This window comes from Streptacidiphilus jeojiense (assembly GCF_000719095.1).
Lineage (GTDB): Bacteria > Actinomycetota > Actinomycetes > Streptomycetales > Streptomycetaceae > Streptacidiphilus > Streptacidiphilus jeojiensis.
In genome coordinates, this window is record NZ_JOEH01000006.1 from 218,600 (window position 1) to 234,226 (window position 15,627).

15 protein-coding genes are annotated in these 15,627 nt (G+C 74.0%); 5 read left to right on the top strand and 10 right to left on the bottom strand.

From position 1 onward, the window contains the following. Positions 1-2 precede the first annotated feature (2 nt). Together IF29_RS0109450 and IF29_RS0109455 are read right to left on the bottom strand one after the other, a co-directional pair. Positions 3-797 carry a class I SAM-dependent methyltransferase gene (locus tag IF29_RS0109450; RefSeq protein WP_030252288.1) on the bottom strand — a complete coding sequence of 265 codons (795 nt, stop codon included), beginning with the start codon at positions 795-797 and terminating at the stop codon, positions 3-5. 247 nt (positions 798-1,044) lie between these two features. Then, positions 1,045-1,629 carry a DUF421 domain-containing protein gene (locus IF29_RS0109455; RefSeq protein WP_030252290.1) on the bottom strand — a complete coding sequence of 195 codons (585 nt, stop codon included), beginning with the start codon at positions 1,627-1,629 and terminating at the stop codon, positions 1,045-1,047. A 128-nt stretch (positions 1,630-1,757) separates the two neighbouring features. Between IF29_RS0109455 and IF29_RS0109460 the strand changes: the two genes are divergently transcribed. The 3 genes from IF29_RS0109460 (at position 1,758) to IF29_RS0109470 (ending at position 4,498) form a co-directional block, all read left to right on the top strand. Then, on the top strand, positions 1,758-3,257 hold the full coding sequence (locus IF29_RS0109460) for an MFS transporter (RefSeq protein ID WP_051725095.1): 1,500 nt from the start codon (positions 1,758-1,760) through the stop codon (positions 3,255-3,257). Further along, positions 3,254-3,715 (top strand): HIT family protein, encoded by a 462-nt coding sequence (locus tag IF29_RS0109465; protein WP_232242081.1) that lies wholly within the window; start codon positions 3,254-3,256, stop codon positions 3,713-3,715. The genes IF29_RS0109460 and IF29_RS0109465 overlap by 4 nt, the downstream gene beginning before the upstream one ends. Before the next feature lie 72 nt (positions 3,716-3,787). After that, positions 3,788-4,498 carry an alpha/beta fold hydrolase gene (locus IF29_RS0109470; RefSeq protein ID WP_030252294.1) on the top strand — a complete coding sequence of 237 codons (711 nt, stop codon included), beginning with the start codon at positions 3,788-3,790 and terminating at the stop codon, positions 4,496-4,498. A gap of 41 nt (positions 4,499-4,539) precedes the next feature. Here IF29_RS0109470 and IF29_RS0109475 read toward each other — a convergent pair whose 3' ends face one another. Both IF29_RS0109475 and IF29_RS0109480 read right to left on the bottom strand, forming a co-directional pair. Further along, positions 4,540-5,529: an LLM class flavin-dependent oxidoreductase gene (locus IF29_RS0109475; RefSeq protein ID WP_030252297.1), complete on the bottom strand. Its 990-nt coding sequence runs from the start codon at positions 5,527-5,529 to the stop codon at positions 4,540-4,542. 103 nt (positions 5,530-5,632) lie between these two features. After that, on the bottom strand, positions 5,633-5,863 hold the full coding sequence (locus IF29_RS0109480; RefSeq protein WP_030252299.1) for a hypothetical protein: 231 nt from the start codon (positions 5,861-5,863) through the stop codon (positions 5,633-5,635). 167 nt (positions 5,864-6,030) lie between these two features. On the opposite strand from IF29_RS0109480, the gene IF29_RS47450 reads away from it, so the two are divergent. Continuing rightward, positions 6,031-6,411: a hypothetical protein gene (locus tag IF29_RS47450; RefSeq protein ID WP_051725096.1), complete on the top strand. Its 381-nt coding sequence runs from the start codon at positions 6,031-6,033 to the stop codon at positions 6,409-6,411. After that, a complete protein-coding gene (locus tag IF29_RS47455; protein ID WP_051725097.1) occupies positions 6,408-6,863 on the top strand; it encodes a response regulator in 456 nt (151 codons plus the stop codon). Before IF29_RS47450 ends, IF29_RS47455 begins: the two co-directional genes overlap by 4 nt. Before the next feature lie 79 nt (positions 6,864-6,942). On the opposite strand, the gene IF29_RS43355 is transcribed toward IF29_RS47455, so the two are convergent. From IF29_RS43355 to IF29_RS0109520, 6 genes are all read right to left on the bottom strand, one after another. Next, positions 6,943-7,614 (bottom strand): hypothetical protein, encoded by a 672-nt coding sequence (locus IF29_RS43355; RefSeq protein WP_051725098.1) that lies wholly within the window; start codon positions 7,612-7,614, stop codon positions 6,943-6,945. Further along, a complete protein-coding gene (locus IF29_RS0109500; protein WP_063757461.1) occupies positions 7,614-8,195 on the bottom strand; it encodes a hypothetical protein in 582 nt (193 codons plus the stop codon). The genes IF29_RS43355 and IF29_RS0109500 overlap by 1 nt, the downstream gene beginning before the upstream one ends. Before the next feature lie 167 nt (positions 8,196-8,362). After that, positions 8,363-8,713 (bottom strand): GNAT family N-acetyltransferase, encoded by a 351-nt coding sequence (locus IF29_RS0109505; RefSeq protein ID WP_332262528.1) that lies wholly within the window; start codon positions 8,711-8,713, stop codon positions 8,363-8,365. A gap of 17 nt (positions 8,714-8,730) precedes the next feature. Beyond that, positions 8,731-9,252, bottom strand: coding sequence for a hypothetical protein (locus tag IF29_RS0109510; RefSeq protein WP_051725099.1), 522 nt, complete (start codon positions 9,250-9,252; stop codon positions 8,731-8,733). Between the two features lie 92 nt (positions 9,253-9,344). After that, positions 9,345-12,248: a hypothetical protein gene (locus IF29_RS0109515; RefSeq protein ID WP_030252309.1), complete on the bottom strand. Its 2,904-nt coding sequence runs from the start codon at positions 12,246-12,248 to the stop codon at positions 9,345-9,347. Next, on the bottom strand, positions 12,245-15,613 hold the full coding sequence (locus IF29_RS0109520) for an ABC transporter permease (RefSeq protein ID WP_232242082.1): 3,369 nt from the start codon (positions 15,611-15,613) through the stop codon (positions 12,245-12,247). The genes IF29_RS0109515 and IF29_RS0109520 overlap by 4 nt, the downstream gene beginning before the upstream one ends. Between the last annotated feature and the right edge of the window lie 14 nt (positions 15,614-15,627).

The following is a 15,627-nucleotide window of genomic DNA, read 5'->3' on the forward strand; positions in this document are numbered from 1 at the left end:
GCTCAGCGGGTGGCGGTGATCAGGATGAAGGGGGCCCGTTCGCGCTCGGCGGTCCAGGGGCGGGAGGCGATCAGGGCGGGGTCGGCGATGCCGTGGGCGTCGGCGAGCACCGGGGTCAGCTCGGTGTACGCGCCGAACCCGGCAGCGGTGAGCGCCTCCTGGAAGGTCTCCCGGGGCCAGTAGGTGTTGGTGATGGTGGCCCAGCTGCCGTCCTCGCGGCGGACCCGGACCGGGAGCGTGTCGCCGGAGCGGTAGCGGGCGCCGGGCTCGCCGCGGTGGAAGCCCTCGAAGGAGGCGTCGTGCATCTGGTCCGGGTTGGGCATCAGGATGGTGAAGCGGCCGCCCGGGCGCAGCACCCGGGCCATCTCGTCCACCAGGGACTGCAGGAGTCTTCGGTCCGCTATGCAGGTGAACAGGAAGGAGGCCATGGCCGCGTCGGCGCAGCCGTCGGCGAGGAAGGGCAGGCCGTCGCCGGCGGTGAGCCGGTAGTCCACCGCCGGGTGCGGGTGCTGGGAGCGGGCCAGGTCGAGCATGGCCGTGGAGGTGTCCACGGCGGTGGTCCGCACCGGGTGGCGGTCGGCGATCCAGCGGGTCAGGTCGCCGGGTCCGCAGCCGAGGTCCACCAGGTGGGCGCCGGGCAGCTGGTCCAGGCCCAGGGCCACCGGCAGGAACGGGTAGCCGAGCAGCCAGCTGCCGGAGTCGTCCCAGCGGCAGTAGTCGTCGGCGACCCGGGGGGTCTGGTAGGAGATCACGCCGGTCATGAGCGGATCGGCGGTGAGCGTCGCGGTGTCCTGCACGGGTGGTCGCCGTCCTTCGTCCCGATGGGTGATCAAAGTCGGGCAGAGCATAACCACGCCGCCTGTCCGCACCGGCGGGGGCGGCGGACGGCCTCCGGTGCGGGCAATTGCGGGCAAGCGGAACACCGCGGTCCGCACATACCAGGATTGAACTGCGGAATAAGCTCCTGTTAGGGATGGGGCCAGAGGTGCGGATCCGGTCAGTTCCGTCGAAAGAATGACTGAAAATCGTACGGTTGAGCCACCGTCAGGGCTGTTTTCCGCCCCGGGCGGCCAGTGTCGCCAGCAGTTCCTCGATCGCGGCCAGCCGGGCCTGGATGGCCTGGACGTCGCTGTGCGTGGCGGTCTGGTCCGCCTCCTTGAGGGTCACGATCAGCTGGCCGCCGGGCTCCAGCCGGGCGTCGGCGACCTCCTCGATGCTGTCGCCGTTCTGCACCCGCACCGCGTGCTCGATCTCGCTGGTGCGCAGGGCCAGCCGCCGCAGCGCGCCGGGCACGAAGGCGCCGTCGCTGACCAGGGTGGTGGCGGTGCCCTCCAGCAGCCGCTCGGCCCGGGCGTCCGAGGCCACCCAGCGGTTCATCCCGGCGTTGACGGCGACCAGGGTGACCGCCCCGATCACCCCGCCGAGCAGGCTGTTGTCGGCGCCGATGATGGCGTTCTGGACCACGTTGGACAGCAGGAACATCACCACGAAGTCGAAGGTGTTGAGGTTCGCCAGACCGCGCTTGCCGGCGAACCGGAACAGCAGCAGCACCAGTGCGTACACCAGCACGGTGCGAATGATCTTCTCGAGGATGGGGATCTGGACGGACCACAGGTCATGACTGATCATCGGAAGGTCCTCCTGGGTTGACGGCCGCCGGCGGGCCTGCGCTGTAACGTACGTGATCAGTGGTCACCGTCGGTCCCCGTCTCTCGTCGGCACACCGAACTCTCCCATGACGGGCAGGTGATGAGCAGGTGGTCAGCACTGGTGGCGCGGGTGGCGTCCGGCTGTCCGGGGCGGCCGGGCGCTGGGTGCTGCTGGCGACCGTCCTCGGTTCGGCCATGGCGATGCTCGACGGCACCGCCGTCAACGTCGCCCTGCCCCGGATCGGCGCGACCCTGCACGCCTCCATCGGCTCCCTGCAGTGGGTGGTCAACGCCTATCTGCTGACCCTGGCCGGGCTGATCCTGCTGGGCGGCGCCCTCGGCGACCGCTACGGCCGGCGCCGGGTGTTCGTGGTCGGGGTGGTCTGGTTCGCGGTCTGCTCGGCGGTCTGCGGTCTGGCGCCCGACGTGCAGGTGCTGATCGCGGCGCGGGCCCTGCAGGGCGTCGGGGGCGCGCTGCTGACGCCGGGTTCGCTGGCGCTGATCCAGGCGGTGTTCCATCCGGACGACCGGGCCGCGGCGGTGGGCCTGTGGTCAGGACTGGGCGGCGTCGCGGGCGCGGTCGGCCCGGTGGTCGGCGGCTGGCTGGTCGGCGGTCCGGGCTGGCGCTGGGTGTTCCTGATCAATCTGCCGCTGGCGGCGGCCGTGGTGGTGACGGCGCTGCGCCACGTCCCGGAGAACCGCGACGACAGCGCCACCGGCCGGTTCGACCTGCGCGGCGCGGTACTGGCGGCGCTGGCGCTCGGCGCGCTCACGGCGGCGCTCACCAGCGCCGCAGGCGACCCGCTCCAGGCGGCCGTCGCCGCGGTGCTGGCGGTGCTGGCGGGCACGCTGTTCGTGCTGACCGAGCGCCGGGCGGCGGCGCCGATGCTGCCGCTGGAACTGTTCGCCTCCCGGCTGTTCACCGTGGTCAACATCGCCACCGTGCTGATCTACGGGGCGATGGGCGGGCTGCTGTTCTTCCTGGTGCTGCAGCTGCAGATCACCGCGGGGTTCACGCCGCTGCTGGCCGGGCTCGGCACCCTGCCGCTGACCCTGCTGATGCTGGTGTTCTCGCCCCGGGCGGCCAAGTTGGGCGAGGTGATAGGGGCACGGGTCCCGCTCACCATCGGCCCGCTGCTGGCGGCCACGGGGGCGCTGCTGATGCTGCGGATCGGCGCGCACGCCTCCTACCTGACCGATGTGCTGCCGGCCTCGATCGTGCTGGGCGCCGGGATGACCCTGTTGGTGGCCCCGCTGACGGAGACCGTGCTGAATGCGGTGGAGACCCGCCGGGCCGGTATCGCCAGCGGGGTCAACAACGCCGCCGCCCGCACCGGCAGCCTGCTCGCTGTCGCCGCCCTGCCGGCGCTGGTCGGCCTCAGCGGCGAGCAGTACCGCTCGGCCCACGCGGTCGACCACGCCTTCCGCGCGGCGGTCGTCGGCTGCGCCGGGCTGATGGCCGCCGCCGCGGTGCTGTCCTGGACGGCCATCCCGCACCGGCTGCCCGAACGACCGGAACCGTCGCCCCCCGAGCCTGACGAACCACCCGGGCCGGACCAGCCGGACCAGGCCGGAACCGGGACACCGCCCGGCATGATGGGGCCGTGACCGACGATCAGTACGCCCAGGACTGCTACAGCTGCCGGATGGACGCGGCCCACGACCGACTCCCGCCCCGCGAGCGGATAGCCGCCGACCGGCACTGGCGCGCGGCGCACGCGGTGAACACCGCGCTGCCCGGCTGGCTGGTGCTGCTCCCGCGCCGCCATGTGACCACCGTCGCCGGGCTCACCGACGAGGAGGCCGCCGGCCTCGGACTGTGGCAGGTACGGCTCTCCCGCGCGCTGGAGGCGGTCACCGGCTGCGCCAAGACCTATGTGGTCCAGTTCGCCGAGGCCGAGGGCTTCGGCCATGTCCACTTCCACCTGGTCCCGCGCCCGGCCGACCTGCCGCAGCCGCTCCGCGGCCCCGGGGTCTTCGGCCTGCTCAACAGCCCACCGGAGCAACGGGTGCCGGACACCCGGATGGACGAGCTCGCGCTGGAGCTGCGCGCGGCGCTGCGATGACTTCGGCGGGATCGGGGAGTCTGCCCCTGCAGTGACCGCCACGGAACGGTCACGGGACGGGAGAGACAGCCGATGGCGACCTACGTACTGATTCACGGAGCAGGATCCGACGCCCGGTACTGGCACAGGGTGGTTCCGCTGCTGCACACCGAGGGGCACCGGGTGGTGCTGCCAGAACTGCCGGTCGACGACGACGCGGCCGGGCTGGCGGAGTACGCCGACGCGGTGGTGGCGGCGGTCGACGGGAGCCCCGGGACGGACGGTGACCTGGTCGTGGTCGCCCAGTCGATGGCCGGCTTCACCGCGCCGCTGGTGTGCGGAAGGCTGCCGGTGCGGCTGCTGGTGCTGGTCGCAGCGATGGTTCCCGCGCCGGGCGAGTCGCCGGGGGACTGGTGGGCCAACACCGGCTTCGCCGAGGCCAGGGCCGAGCTGGACCGCAGCGAGGGCCGTGATCCGGCCGCCGGGTTCGACCCGCTGGTGACCTTCTTCCACGACGTCCCTGCGGAGGTCACTGCCGAGGCGATGGCGCAGGCCCCGCGAGGCCAGTCCGACACGCCGTTCGCCAAGCCGTGGCCGCTGGACCGCTGGCCCGACGTCCCCACCCGTTTTCTGCTCGGCCGCCAGGACCGCTTCTTCCCCGCCGCCTTCCAGCGCCGGGTGGTGCGGGAACGGCTGGGCTTCGCCCCGGACGAGATGGACAGCGGCCACCTCCCGGCGCTGTCCCGACCGGAGGAACTGGTCCGGCGGCTGGAGGCATACCGGACGCAGGCCGGGCTGCGGTAGGGCCCGGTGCTCGTGTCCGGGGGTTGCTCTGCCTCCAGGCCTCAGGCCTCCAGATGCGGCATCACCCGGTCGCGGAACAGCCGCAGGCTCTCCCAGCCGGCGTCGACGGGGAGTCCGCCGCACAGCGGGTGCAGCAGCAGACTGCCCATCGGGCCCTCAGCGGCGGCCAGGGCGAGGCACTCCTCCGGGGTGAGGCAGGCGTAGATGCCCTCGGCGCGCAGCTGCTCGGGGGTGGCCGAGGCGGAGGCCATCGCCGAGTGGATGTCGGAGGTCTGCCAGCCGGCGTAGGTGCGGGCCTCGTGCAGGAAGCACTCGCCGTACTCGGCCCAGGCCTTGTCGGGGTCCTCGGTGCAGTGGATCATCGCGGTGCGCTCCGGGGGCAGCGTCGCGAAGCCGCCCTCGAAGCCCGCCTCGGCGGCGAGGGAGTCGTAGTAGTCGACCAGTCCGGGATCGTGGGCCGAGGTGAAGAACGGCAGTCCCAGCCGTACCGCCCGGCGGACGGCGACTCGCGAGGAGCCGCCCACCATCAGCCCGGGGTGCGGGGTGGTGCGCGGCGGCGGGGTGACCCGGACCGTGCGGCCCCGGTACTCGAACGGCTCGCCGGTCCAGGCGGCCAGCAGGGTCTCCAGCACCTCGTCCTGGAGCCTGCCGCGCTCGGACCACTCCTTGCCCAGCATCACGTACTCGTCGGGGCGGTAGCCGATCCCGGCGACCACGGTGAGCCGCCCGGCGCCGAGGTGGTCCAGGACCGAGATGTCCTCGGCGAGCCGGAGCGGATCGTGGAGGGGCGTGATCAGTGCGCAGAGCATGACGCCGAGCCGCTGGGTGGAGCCGAGCACGGCTGCCGCGGTGAGCATCGGCGAGGGGCTCCAGCCGTTGTCCGCGCCGTGGTGCTCCTCCAGGGTGACCAGGTCGAACCCGGCCTCGTCGGCGAAGACGGACATCTCCACGGTGGCCCGGTAACGGGCGGAGAGGTCGCGGCGGTCCAGGCCGGGGGAGACCTGGTTGAAGCGCAGGGTGGTGATGGTCATGGGCACGCACCTCCAGAGCTGACGGTGTGTCAGACAAGGAGATGCCTACCATTCCCCGGGTGCGACCTCAATGGCCGTGCAGGAGCCGTGGTCTGTCGGTCCGTCAGGGGCCGTCGTAGTAGCGGCGCTCCTCGACGTACTCCGGCGGGGTGCCCGCGCGTCCGCCGGGGAAGCGGCGGCGGTAGATGCCCGCGTAGGTGACCAGGCCGAGCAGGCCGGCGGCCATCAGGATCACACCCACCACATGGACGTTCATGCCGCTGATATGCCAGTCGACGCCGAAGGTCAGGATCGCCCCCAGGGCGAACACCACGATGCAGCCGCCGATACCCATGGTCGAGACCTCCGTTGCTTGGTGGAGCAGCCGGCACGGGAACGTGTCACTGCCGTCGTCCTTCATCAGGGCGACTAGCCTGAAGCGGCCGTTCCAAACCAGGCACGCACGACACGGTGGACAACGGATGTTGTCGCACGAACCGGCCAGGGCATACGCTGAGCCACATGCCCGGGACCCATTTCGCACTCGTCCTGTCCGAAGCCGAGATCGCGGCCGTCGCTGACGCCACGGTCGCGGACCTGGCGCACCGGCTGGCCGCCCGCGCCTTCCGTCCGCTGGGTGACCCGGACCTGCTGCCGGGCGGCGCCGAGGAGAGCGACGCGCTGGCGCACCTGCACGCCCTGGTGCACCTCCAGCGGGCCGTGGAGCGACAGGTCGACCGGGCCGCCGAGCACGCCGCCGACGTCGGCGCCGGGTACCCGCAGCTCGGACAGGCCTGCAACATGAGCCGTCAGGGCGCCCGCCGGCGCTGGCCGGGACTGGTCACCCCGGCCAGGCCCACCCACGCCGCAGCGCTCCGGGCCGTCCGGGACGGGGACGCGTGACCCCGGCGGCGCTCCCCGCCGCGCGCAGATGCGACATCCTGCTGGTCGAGGACGACGCCGCCGACGCGATGCTGATCGAGGAGGCACTGCTGGGGCACGGCCTGGCCCGGAACCTGCACAAGGCCGTTGACGGCGTGGCCGCGCTGGAACACCTGCGGACACCGGGGGTCGACCGGCCCGACCTGATCGTGATGGACCTCAACATGCCCCGGATGAACGGGCTCGAGCTGCTGGCGGTGCTGAAGGCCGACGAGCAGCTGAAGGTCATTCCGGTGGTGGTGCTCACCACCTCCAGCGCGCCGCAGGACATCGCCGGGGCCTACCGGAGCCACGCCAACGCCTTCATCACCAAGCCGGTCACCCTGGACGAGTTCGCCCAGGCCGTGCGCAGCATCGACGCGTTCTTCCTGGACACCGCGACCCGGGTGCCGAGGGACTGGGAGCAGGGCTGAGCCCCTTCCCCCGGCGGCCGGAACGGCCTGGTGCGTACGGGGGGGAAGGGGCTCGGCCCGCGGGGCGCCGCTGCCCGGTTCAGGCGTCCAGGAGCTGGTTCAGCATGGACCGGTACTGCTGCAGCGTGGTCCGCAGCTGCTCGGTGGGGAAGCCGCTGTCGTCGGCGGCGCTGCCGGCCCCCTGCTTGTCCCAACCGTCGCGCAGGGCACGGCGGTTGGCCGTGATGGCCGCGGTCAGCTGACCGGCCACCTGCTCGACCAGGGTGTCGGCCTCCTCGACCGCGTGGCGCGGGTCGTCGACGAAGTCGATCTGGATGTGCTGCCAGCGGTCGCGCAGCTTCTCACCGGATCCCTCCGGGAAGAGCCGCCCGCCCGGAGCCACGGCGGCGGGGCCGACGGGACCGGCCGAGTCACTGGAGGCGGGAACGTCGGCGAACGACGCCGGGGCGGGTAGCGGGGCGTCAGGCTCCACCGTGCCGGCTCCGAGGCTGGTCCGGTCGTCCACGTCGGGGTGGGAGAGGGTGTCCTCCGCCTCGGGCTTCGCCTCGGGCTTCGCCAGGTCCGTCCGCTCGGCATCCGGGGTGTCCAGGGCGTCCGGGGTGTCCAGGGCGTCCGGAGTGTCCAAGGCGTCCAGGTCCGTCCCGTCGCGCGCGTCGCGCTCGTCGTGCTCGTCGGTCTCGGGGGACTCCTCGTCCCAGCGGGCCCGGTCCTGCAGGTCCTCGTGCTGCTCGGGGAAACGTCGGTCGGACATCAGGCCGTCCTCTCGTTGCTGCTGGTGGAGGTCGTCGCGGTCTCGGCGCCGACCAGTTGGTCGAAGGTCTCGCGGGCGTTGACGAACGCCTTGCGCAGTTCCTCGGTGGTGGCCTCGCCCCGCTGGGCGCGTTCGGCGAACTGCCGCGAGGTGCGGTACCCCGGCAGTGCGCGGGCGTGGTGCACGGACAGCGCCGCGTAGCGGTCGTCCTGCGCGTCGTCGTCCGGGAAGCCGCGGTCCCGCATGACCTCGCCGAGCAGCCGGTCGGCGTCGATGACGGCCTTGGCCGGCGAGTCGACGAACTGCTCCTGCAGCGTGTTCCACTGCGCCAGGGCGCGCTCGCGCTGTGCCGGGTCCAGCGGACGGATGTCCAGGTCGCCGGCGCGCTTGACCCGTTGCTCCAGTACCTGGTCGGTCGCCCTGGTATCGCCGTCGTGCTGGGCCAGTTCGCGGTCGTACTCGGGGCCGAACTGCTGTCGCAGCCTCCGGTTGCGCTGCTGCGGACGCATGAAGGCCAGGGCGGCCAGTGCGACGACAGCGACCACAACGACGACGATCACGATGATCAGACCTGTGGACATGCCGTTCCTCTCCTACGAGTTGGGGCGCGCGGGTCGTCAACGCGTCCCTTCTGTAGGGCGACTAGCCGAATCCGACCGGAGCAAACAAGCTGGGTCCAGCCAGAAGTGCGGCCCCGGCGCATCGCGCCGGGGCCGGTCCGATCAGTGGTGCTGTTGTTGCCGGAGCGTCACCAGGTCGCCGGGTCCTCGCGCAGCTTCACCATGGCACGGGCCGTCAGTTCGTCGTCAGGCGCGGGCGCCTGCTCGGGGTGCGCCAGCGACCAGCGCTTGAGGTAGGGGCAGAGCGGGACCACGCCCTGCCCGGCCTCCGCGGCACGCCGGTAGAACTCGGCGGCCAGCTTGCCCGCGATGCCCTCGCCCTGGTGGTCCGGGTCGACCTCGGTGTGCACGCCGACCCGGGCCGTCGGCGGCTGGTCCAGTACGAAGTAGTCGATCTTGCCGATCTGCTGTCCGTCCTGCAGGGCCCGGAGCCGGGTGCGGCCGTTGTCGTCGAACTCGATGTCTGCCATGTCGTCCACCTCTCCCTCAGTGACCGTCAGAACTGCTCGGCGGCCTTGTCCTCGGCGTTGGCACGGTCCGCGGCCTGTTCGGCGGCCTTCACCCGGGCCTCGACCTCCTCGGCCGGACGCCGGTGCAGCGCCGCGCCGTGACGGGCCGCCAGCTCGTCGGCCGGCCCCTGGTCGGACTCGCTGATGTCGACGATCAGCTGGCTGGTGTCGTCCTCCACCTCGGCGCCGAAGAGGATCAGCGTGGCGAAGGAGTCCTGGGCCTGGTGCGCCTCGCTGGTGCCGCCGAGCCAGGCACCCGCGGTCGCTCCCACGAAGGAGCCCATCGGACCGGCGAGCAGGCCGATCAGGGCGCCGACCGCGCCGCCGGCGGCGGTCGCCGCCCCCACGTGGTGGACCCAGCTCTCGGCGATGTCGAAGTCGCCGTCGGCCGAGCGGGTGAGTGCCGCCGCCTGGTGCACCCCGGGCAGCTTCTTGGCCTCCTGAAGCGCGGGCAGCGCCGCGTCGGGATCGTCGAACTCAAAGAACAGCACGCTGTGGACAGCGGACACGGTGGTTCCTTTCGTGGCGGACGGACCCGCCCAGTCTCGTTCACCGGGGGCTGATCCTCCACCTGATGCCCCGGTCCATGCCTGGTCGATCCCTACCGCATCCTCGCCGCCGGCGTCCTGGTGCGGGCCACCAGCGTCTCCACCACCGCGGCCGCCAGCACCAGCAGCCCGGCCGCCAGGCCCAGCGCCACGGTCAGCGCCGGATCCGAGTGCAGGGCCGGCCGGCCCGGTCCGCCGGTGAAGGCGCGCAGGTCCAGCGCCGGGCCGAGGATCCGCGGCTCGACCAGGCCCAGCACCACCCCGCCCAGCGCGGCGACCGGGACCAGCGGCAGCAGCTGCACCAGGTGCAGGGCGGCCGCCCCCCGACCGGTCAGCCCGAGGGCGCGCAGGTAGGAGGTGGTCCGCCCGCGCTCGGGTGCGGTCAGCACCAGCTCCAGGCCGACGGCGAGCAGCGCGAACAGCACCGCCAGCAGGGTGCTCCCGGTGTAGAGGACGCCGACGCCCCGGGTCAGTCCGTCCCCGCGCAGGGCGGCCAGTTCCTCGGTGCGCACGGTGACCTGCGCCAGCGGTCCCAGCACCCGCGCGGCGGCGGCATGCAGCGCCGCCGCGTCCGCGCCGCCACCGAACAGCAGCACCGCGGTGTGCCCGGAGGACAGCTGCGGCAGCCGCTGCTCCACCGCGGCGGTGGTGACCAGCAGCGGGGTTCCGTCGGCGACCAGTGACACCAGCGGGCCCAGCACCGGGTCGTCCCGCTCGGCGGTGGTCAGCGTCCCGGTGGGGCTGAACCGCAGATGGACCACCGGCTTCCGGTACGGCTGGACGGTGGCGCTGAGGCTGCCGCCGGGCGCCGTCGCCAGCAGGTCGGGCGAGCCCAGCGCGGGCAGCTGCACGGTGCCGTCGGAGAGGGTGCGGGCGGGCGCGGACAGCGCCGCGCGCAGGGCGCGGACGGCGGCCGAGCCGGGGTCGGCGGCGGCGAGCGCGGCGGGGTCGACCGTGATCACCGCGACGCCGCCGATCCCGGCGCCGTTCCGGTCGCCGATCAGGTTGAAGGTGCGCAGCTGCTCGGTGACGGTCCGGATCCCGCCACCGGGCCCGGCGGCGGTGGTTGATCCGGCGGCGGCTGATCCGGACGTGGTGGTCAGCGGGGTGGTGTTGCCGAGCTGCACCGCGACCGCGTCGGCCCCCGCGGCCCAGGCCGCGCCGGTCCTGGCGCCCGCGCCGACGGTGCTGGAGACCAGGCCGCCGAAGACGGCCGTACCCAGCGTCAGCACCAGCACGAACAGGGCCATCGCGGTCGCCGGTGCGTCCCCTCCGGCGCGCGCCAGGCCGACGTACCCCAGCAGGCCGCGCCCCCGGCGCAGCCGACCGGCGCACCAGCGCAGCACCGGTGGATACAGCCGCAGCAGCACCAGGACGGCGGCCAGCGCCACCACCACCGGTACCGCGCTGAGCCGGACGTCCCCCTGGCCCGCGGCGTCCTGGGCGGAGCCGGCCGGGGTGGAGGTGCGCAGCGCGGCCACCCCGGCGACGGCGAGCAGCAGCACGGTGGCCTCCAGCACCACCCGCCGGGCCGGGGAGGGGCCATCGCCGCGCAGCCGGCCGTCGTTCCTGACGGCGGGCCAGGTCAGCAGCGGAAGCAGCAGCCAGGCGGCGCCCGCCAGGACGGCGGCGAGCAGCGGTCGCGGCGCTCCTGACGTCCCGTCGGGGGCGAGTATCAGGCCTACCGCCCAGCCCGCCGCGCCCGCCACCGCGACCACGGGTGTGGCCACGGCCAGCCGCAGCAGCACCAGCCGCGGCCCGGAGGCGCCCCGGGCCCGCTGCAGTCGCAGCTCAACGTCGCGCCGGCGCAGCAGCAGCCGTACCGCCACCACGGCGGTGGCCAGCGCGACGGCGAGCAGTGAGGCGATGGCGTAGGAGGCGACGGTGTGGGCCTGGGCGTCCTCGGCGGTGAAGGCGGCCAGCAGCGGTCCGAGGCCGTCGGCGAGCAGCAGTGGATCGGTGAGCTGCCCGTCCAGCACGCAGCTGGACTGATCCAGCATCGGGTTCTCGGCACACAGCGCGGAGTCGAGCCTGGTGCTCCAGGACGCGAGCGGCTGCGCGATGCGGGCGGCCTGGGTGACGGCGTCGCTGCCGAGGGTGACCCGCAGCTGCCAGCTGAGGGCTGGTTCCGTGGGCACCTCGGCGTTCATCGCCGCGTCCACGCCGTCGGCGGCGACCAGGCCGCGCGCGGAGATCAGCTGCTTGGTCGGATCGGTGTCCTTGGGGTACTCGATCGGCTGGTCCAGCGATGCCTGCTCGTTCCAGAAGTCGTCCCCGGTCCGCTGCGGCTCGAAGATCCCGGCGAGGACGTAGGAGGACGGTGCCCCGGCGGGGTCGCCGGTCCCGACCAGGCTCAGCCGCTCGCCGACGTGCAGTCCCAGCAGGGTCGCGGTGGCCCGGGAGAGGGCGATCTCGGGCGGGCTGCTGTGGGCGGTGGAGCGCGGTCGCGGTCGCGGTGCACGGCCGGCCGTGATCCGCAGGTGCGCGTCGGCGTCGGTGATGTAGGCCAGGGCGAGACTGGTTCCCACCACACTGGCCTGCGGCACGGCCGGGGAGGCCAGCGTCGCCGGGTCGAACTGGGCCTCGGCGCGGGAGACGGTCAGTGTCGCGGCGAGCCGGGGGTCGGCGTGTGCGATCAGTTGCCGGCCGCCCTTGGCCAGCAGGGCGGCGGTGTCGACCGGGGTTCCCGGTGTCGCCGCCGGCAGCAGGTTCTCGCTCGGCATGTTGGCGGGATCCTCGGCGGTGGTCTGCACGGTCAGCAGTGCGTCCTGCTGCTGGGCCGTCACCAGTCGCTGCCGCAGCGCCCGGTCCTCCTGACGGGCCGCCAGCACCGGTGCCAGCGCCGCCAGCGCGGTCAGCACTGCCACCAGCACCGCGAGGCAGCCCAGCAGCGGCAGGTCGCCGCGCGCCTCGGCCCTGATCAGCCGTCCGTTCACGCTGTTCACGCCGCCGTTCATGCGCTCTCCCCGGCTCGCAGCACCCGGACCAGGTCCACCCGGGCGAGCAACCGGGACAGGGCCATGACGACCAGGCAGATCGCCGCGGCCGTGCCCAGCGCCGACAGGGTGACCCCGCCCCAGGGCACCCGTACCCGCAGCGGCGGGAACGGCGGCTGCCCGGAGTCGTCCACCGTGATCAGCGGCAGCACCTGGGCGGCGAGGACGGTGCCCAGCAGGGCACCCGGCACCACCGCGAACAGGGCGATGCTCAACTGCTCGGCCCACAGCAGCGTCGACAGCGACCTGCTGCGCGCCCCCATGGCCCGCAGCAGCGCGAACTCCCGGCGCCGCTCCCGGGTCGAAACCACCGCGTGCACGGTGAAGCCGATCACGGCGAAGGCCGGGGCGAGCAGCCGGCACAGCGTCAGCACCTTCCGCAGCCCGCTGCGGAAGGGGTCGCCGCGCAGCTGCGCGGCGGACTGCGCCACCGTCAGCGGGCTGCCCAGGGCGGGTCGGGCGGTGACCGCGGCGGCGGTGCGGGCGCTGTCGGTGCTGGTCAGCCGCCACAGCGCGGGCGGCTGCTGGTCCACGCCGGCCGCGGCCAGGGCGGCGGCGAGGGTGCGCTGGTCGGCGGTGAACCAGCCGGTGGTGCGGGTGGATCCGAGACCGGGGACGGCCGCGACGCTGCCGGTGATCCGCACCGCCAGGCTCCGCCCCGACCCCAGGTCCAGGTTGACGGTGTCGCCCACGGCGTGGTGCAGGGCGGCCAGGGCCCGAGGGTCGGCCAGCACCGGGACGGGTGCCGCCGGGGTGGACGACGCGGTGGACACGGCTGGGGCGACGGCGATCCGCAGCCGGGTGCCGGGGTCGGTCTTGATGGCGGGGATACCGGTGCTGACCGTCGCCGAGAACAACCCGTCGGGGTCCGAGGAGAGCGAGCACACGCCGGGCGGCTCCGGCTGGTACGGGTCGGCCGCGTTCGCGGCGGTGTCGCAGGCGGTGGTCCTCGAACCGGTGGCGGACAGGGTGCGGTCGGCCCAGGCCAGCCCGGGCGGCAGGGCCCCGGCCCAGCTCGTGGCGGCGGTGGAGCCGGGCGCCGGGACGGAGTCGGAGCCGATGCGGTGCAGCACCAGCCGCAGCCGGGCCGCGTCCTGGCCGGACTGCGGCACCAGGGTGATCGAGGTCAGCGTCAGCGGGTAGTCGCGTGGCCGGCCGCCGCTGCCGTTCACCGTGAGCGGGACGGTGACGGTGTGTCGGGCCCCGTCGGCGTCCGGCAGTGCGGCGGTGACGGAGTCGGTGAGGCCCGAGGCGTCCTGGAGGGTCAGCTCCAGGGTGGGGGCGGCCGTGGCGCCGTCGCTGGTCAGCGTCTCGTCCAGGCTCAGCCCGCTCGGACGTCCCGGTAGCCGCACACCGTCGGGGGACGCCGCGGTCCCGCTGTCGGTGCCCACGATCTGCAGGGTGGTCCCCGCCGCCGAGGTGACCGGGGTCAGTGTCACCGGAGTCACCGCGGTGACTCCGGGCAGTGCCCGGTAGGCACCGGCCAGGACCGAGGGGGCGTAGCCGCCGCCGGCCGAGGTGTCCACCCGGACGTCCGCGCCGACGGTGAACCCGGCCTGGTCCAGCGCCAGCCCGTCCAGGCAGGCCAGCGCGGTGCTGGCGAGCGCCCCCACCGCTGCGGCCAGGCACATCAGCAGCACCGGGCCGGCGTTGCGGGCCGAGCGCCGGCTCAGCTGCCAGCCCGCGAGCGGCAGCACCAGTCCGGTGCGGCGGCGGCCGTAGCGGTCCAGCAGCCGTGAGGTCAGCGGCATCAGCCGGAACAGCAGCAGCGAGGCGGCGACACAGGCCACCACCGGGGCGAGCACCAGGACCGGATCGACGGCCGGCACCGCGACCGGACCGGCGGCGACCGGGGTGCCCTGGACCACGGCGTGATGGTGCGCCAGTTCCGACCAGCCCAGCACCGCGACCACGGCCAGCGCCAGATCCAGACCGGCCCGCTGCACCGCCACGGTCCGGGCCCCGCGACGGCCGCCACGGGGCCGCAGCCGCGGTATTCGTCCGAAGAGCGGCCGCAGGGCCGGATACAGCACCGGCAGCAGTACGGCCGCGCCCTGCACCACCAGGGTCAGCAGGGCCGCCGTCCATCCGGCGGAGCCGAGCGCGCCGTGCACGAGCGACTGCGCCAGGAACGGTGCGGCGACGGCAGCGGGGACACCGGTCAGCGCCCACTCGGCGGTGGCCGCCCGCAGCAGTCGGACCGTCCCGGCGCCGCGTGCCTGTTGCAGCGCCAGCTCACCGCTCCGGTGCTCGGCCAGTTGACGCGCCGTCAGGACCAGTGCGGTGAGGGCGAGTACGGCGAGCAGGGCGGTGGGTTGGTAGAGCGCGGAGCGGGCCACCGCGACGGGTGCGGCCAGCGCGTCCACGGCCTGGGGCAGTGCGGAGACGACGGTCATTCGGCTGCTGAAGGGGGAGGGCGCCCCGTGGAAGACGGAGAGGTCGGCGTGGCTCCCGGCGAAGGCGCCGACCCGGTCCCGCAGCCCGGCCAGCTGGTCCGAGGCGGCGCCGGCGAAGTCGCCCTGCACGCTCCAGCCGACGCTGACCTGGCCGTTCAGTGCGGCGGTTCCGTTCAGTGCGGCGGGGGAGACGACGAACAGGGAGTCCGCCGCGCCCTGGGTGGCGGTCGGGTCCCCGGCCATGCCCGGCCAGAACCCGGCGTTGCCCTGGGCGGCGTAGACGCCGGTGACCCGTACCGTGACCGGGCGCCCGAAGGCGTCGCTGAGCGCGAGCCTCCCCCCGGGGCCGACGCCGAGCAGCTGCGCCAACTGCCGGGGCAGAGCCGCGTCCACGGTCGATGGCGCACCGGGAGCGGAGCTGCCGGCGGAGACGTTGGGCAGGCTGGTGAAGGCAGTTGACGGAGCGTCGGCCACTCCGGCGGGCCAGCTGCCGGAGAGCAGTCGGCCGAAGCGTGCGGCCCCCTGGACCGCGACCGGATGCAGCACCGCCCCCTTGCCGTTGCTGTCGGCGCCGCCGCCGACGACCAGCGGCCCGACGCCGAGCAGCCCCAGGTAGGTGTGCTCGGGCACGCTGCCGAAGACCTGGGCGGTGGCGTTCCGTACCGCGAGGTCGGCGGCGGCCAGGCCGGTGCTCTGGAAGCCCGCGCCGACCTGCACCTGGGCCCGTGGATCGGCGGCCAGCCGGGTCCCGGCCCCCTGGTCGACGGCGTTGCCCGCCAGCGCGGCCAGTGCGGCCAGCACCGTCGCCGCGAGCAGGACGGTCACCGCGACCGCGGTCAGCACCAGTCCGTGGTGCGCGGACCGCCGCACCGAGGGCGGCAGCCTCCGGACCTGCGCGGCCCGGACCGGTCGGACCTCCGTCGCGACCACGCACGTCTCCTTGG

Coding starts and splice junctions, on each gene's coding strand:
- IF29_RS0109455 (WP_030252290.1), bottom strand. CDS start 1,629: ATGATCAGTCATGACCTGTGGTCCGTCCAGATCCCCATCCTCGAGAAG.
- IF29_RS0109470 (WP_030252294.1), top strand. CDS start 3,788: ATGGCGACCTACGTACTGATTCACGGAGCAGGATCCGACGCCCGGTAC.
- IF29_RS0109475 (WP_030252297.1), bottom strand. CDS start 5,529: ATGACCATCACCACCCTGCGCTTCAACCAGGTCTCCCCCGGCCTGGAC.
- IF29_RS0109480 (WP_030252299.1), bottom strand. CDS start 5,863: ATGGGTATCGGCGGCTGCATCGTGGTGTTCGCCCTGGGGGCGATCCTG.
- IF29_RS47450 (WP_051725096.1), top strand. CDS start 6,031: ATGCCCGGGACCCATTTCGCACTCGTCCTGTCCGAAGCCGAGATCGCG.
- IF29_RS43355 (WP_051725098.1), bottom strand. CDS start 7,614: ATGTCCGACCGACGTTTCCCCGAGCAGCACGAGGACCTGCAGGACCGG.
- IF29_RS0109500 (WP_063757461.1), bottom strand. CDS start 8,195: ATGTCCACAGGTCTGATCATCGTGATCGTCGTCGTTGTGGTCGCTGTC.
- IF29_RS0109515 (WP_030252309.1), bottom strand. CDS start 12,248: ATGAACGGCGGCGTGAACAGCGTGAACGGACGGCTGATCAGGGCCGAG.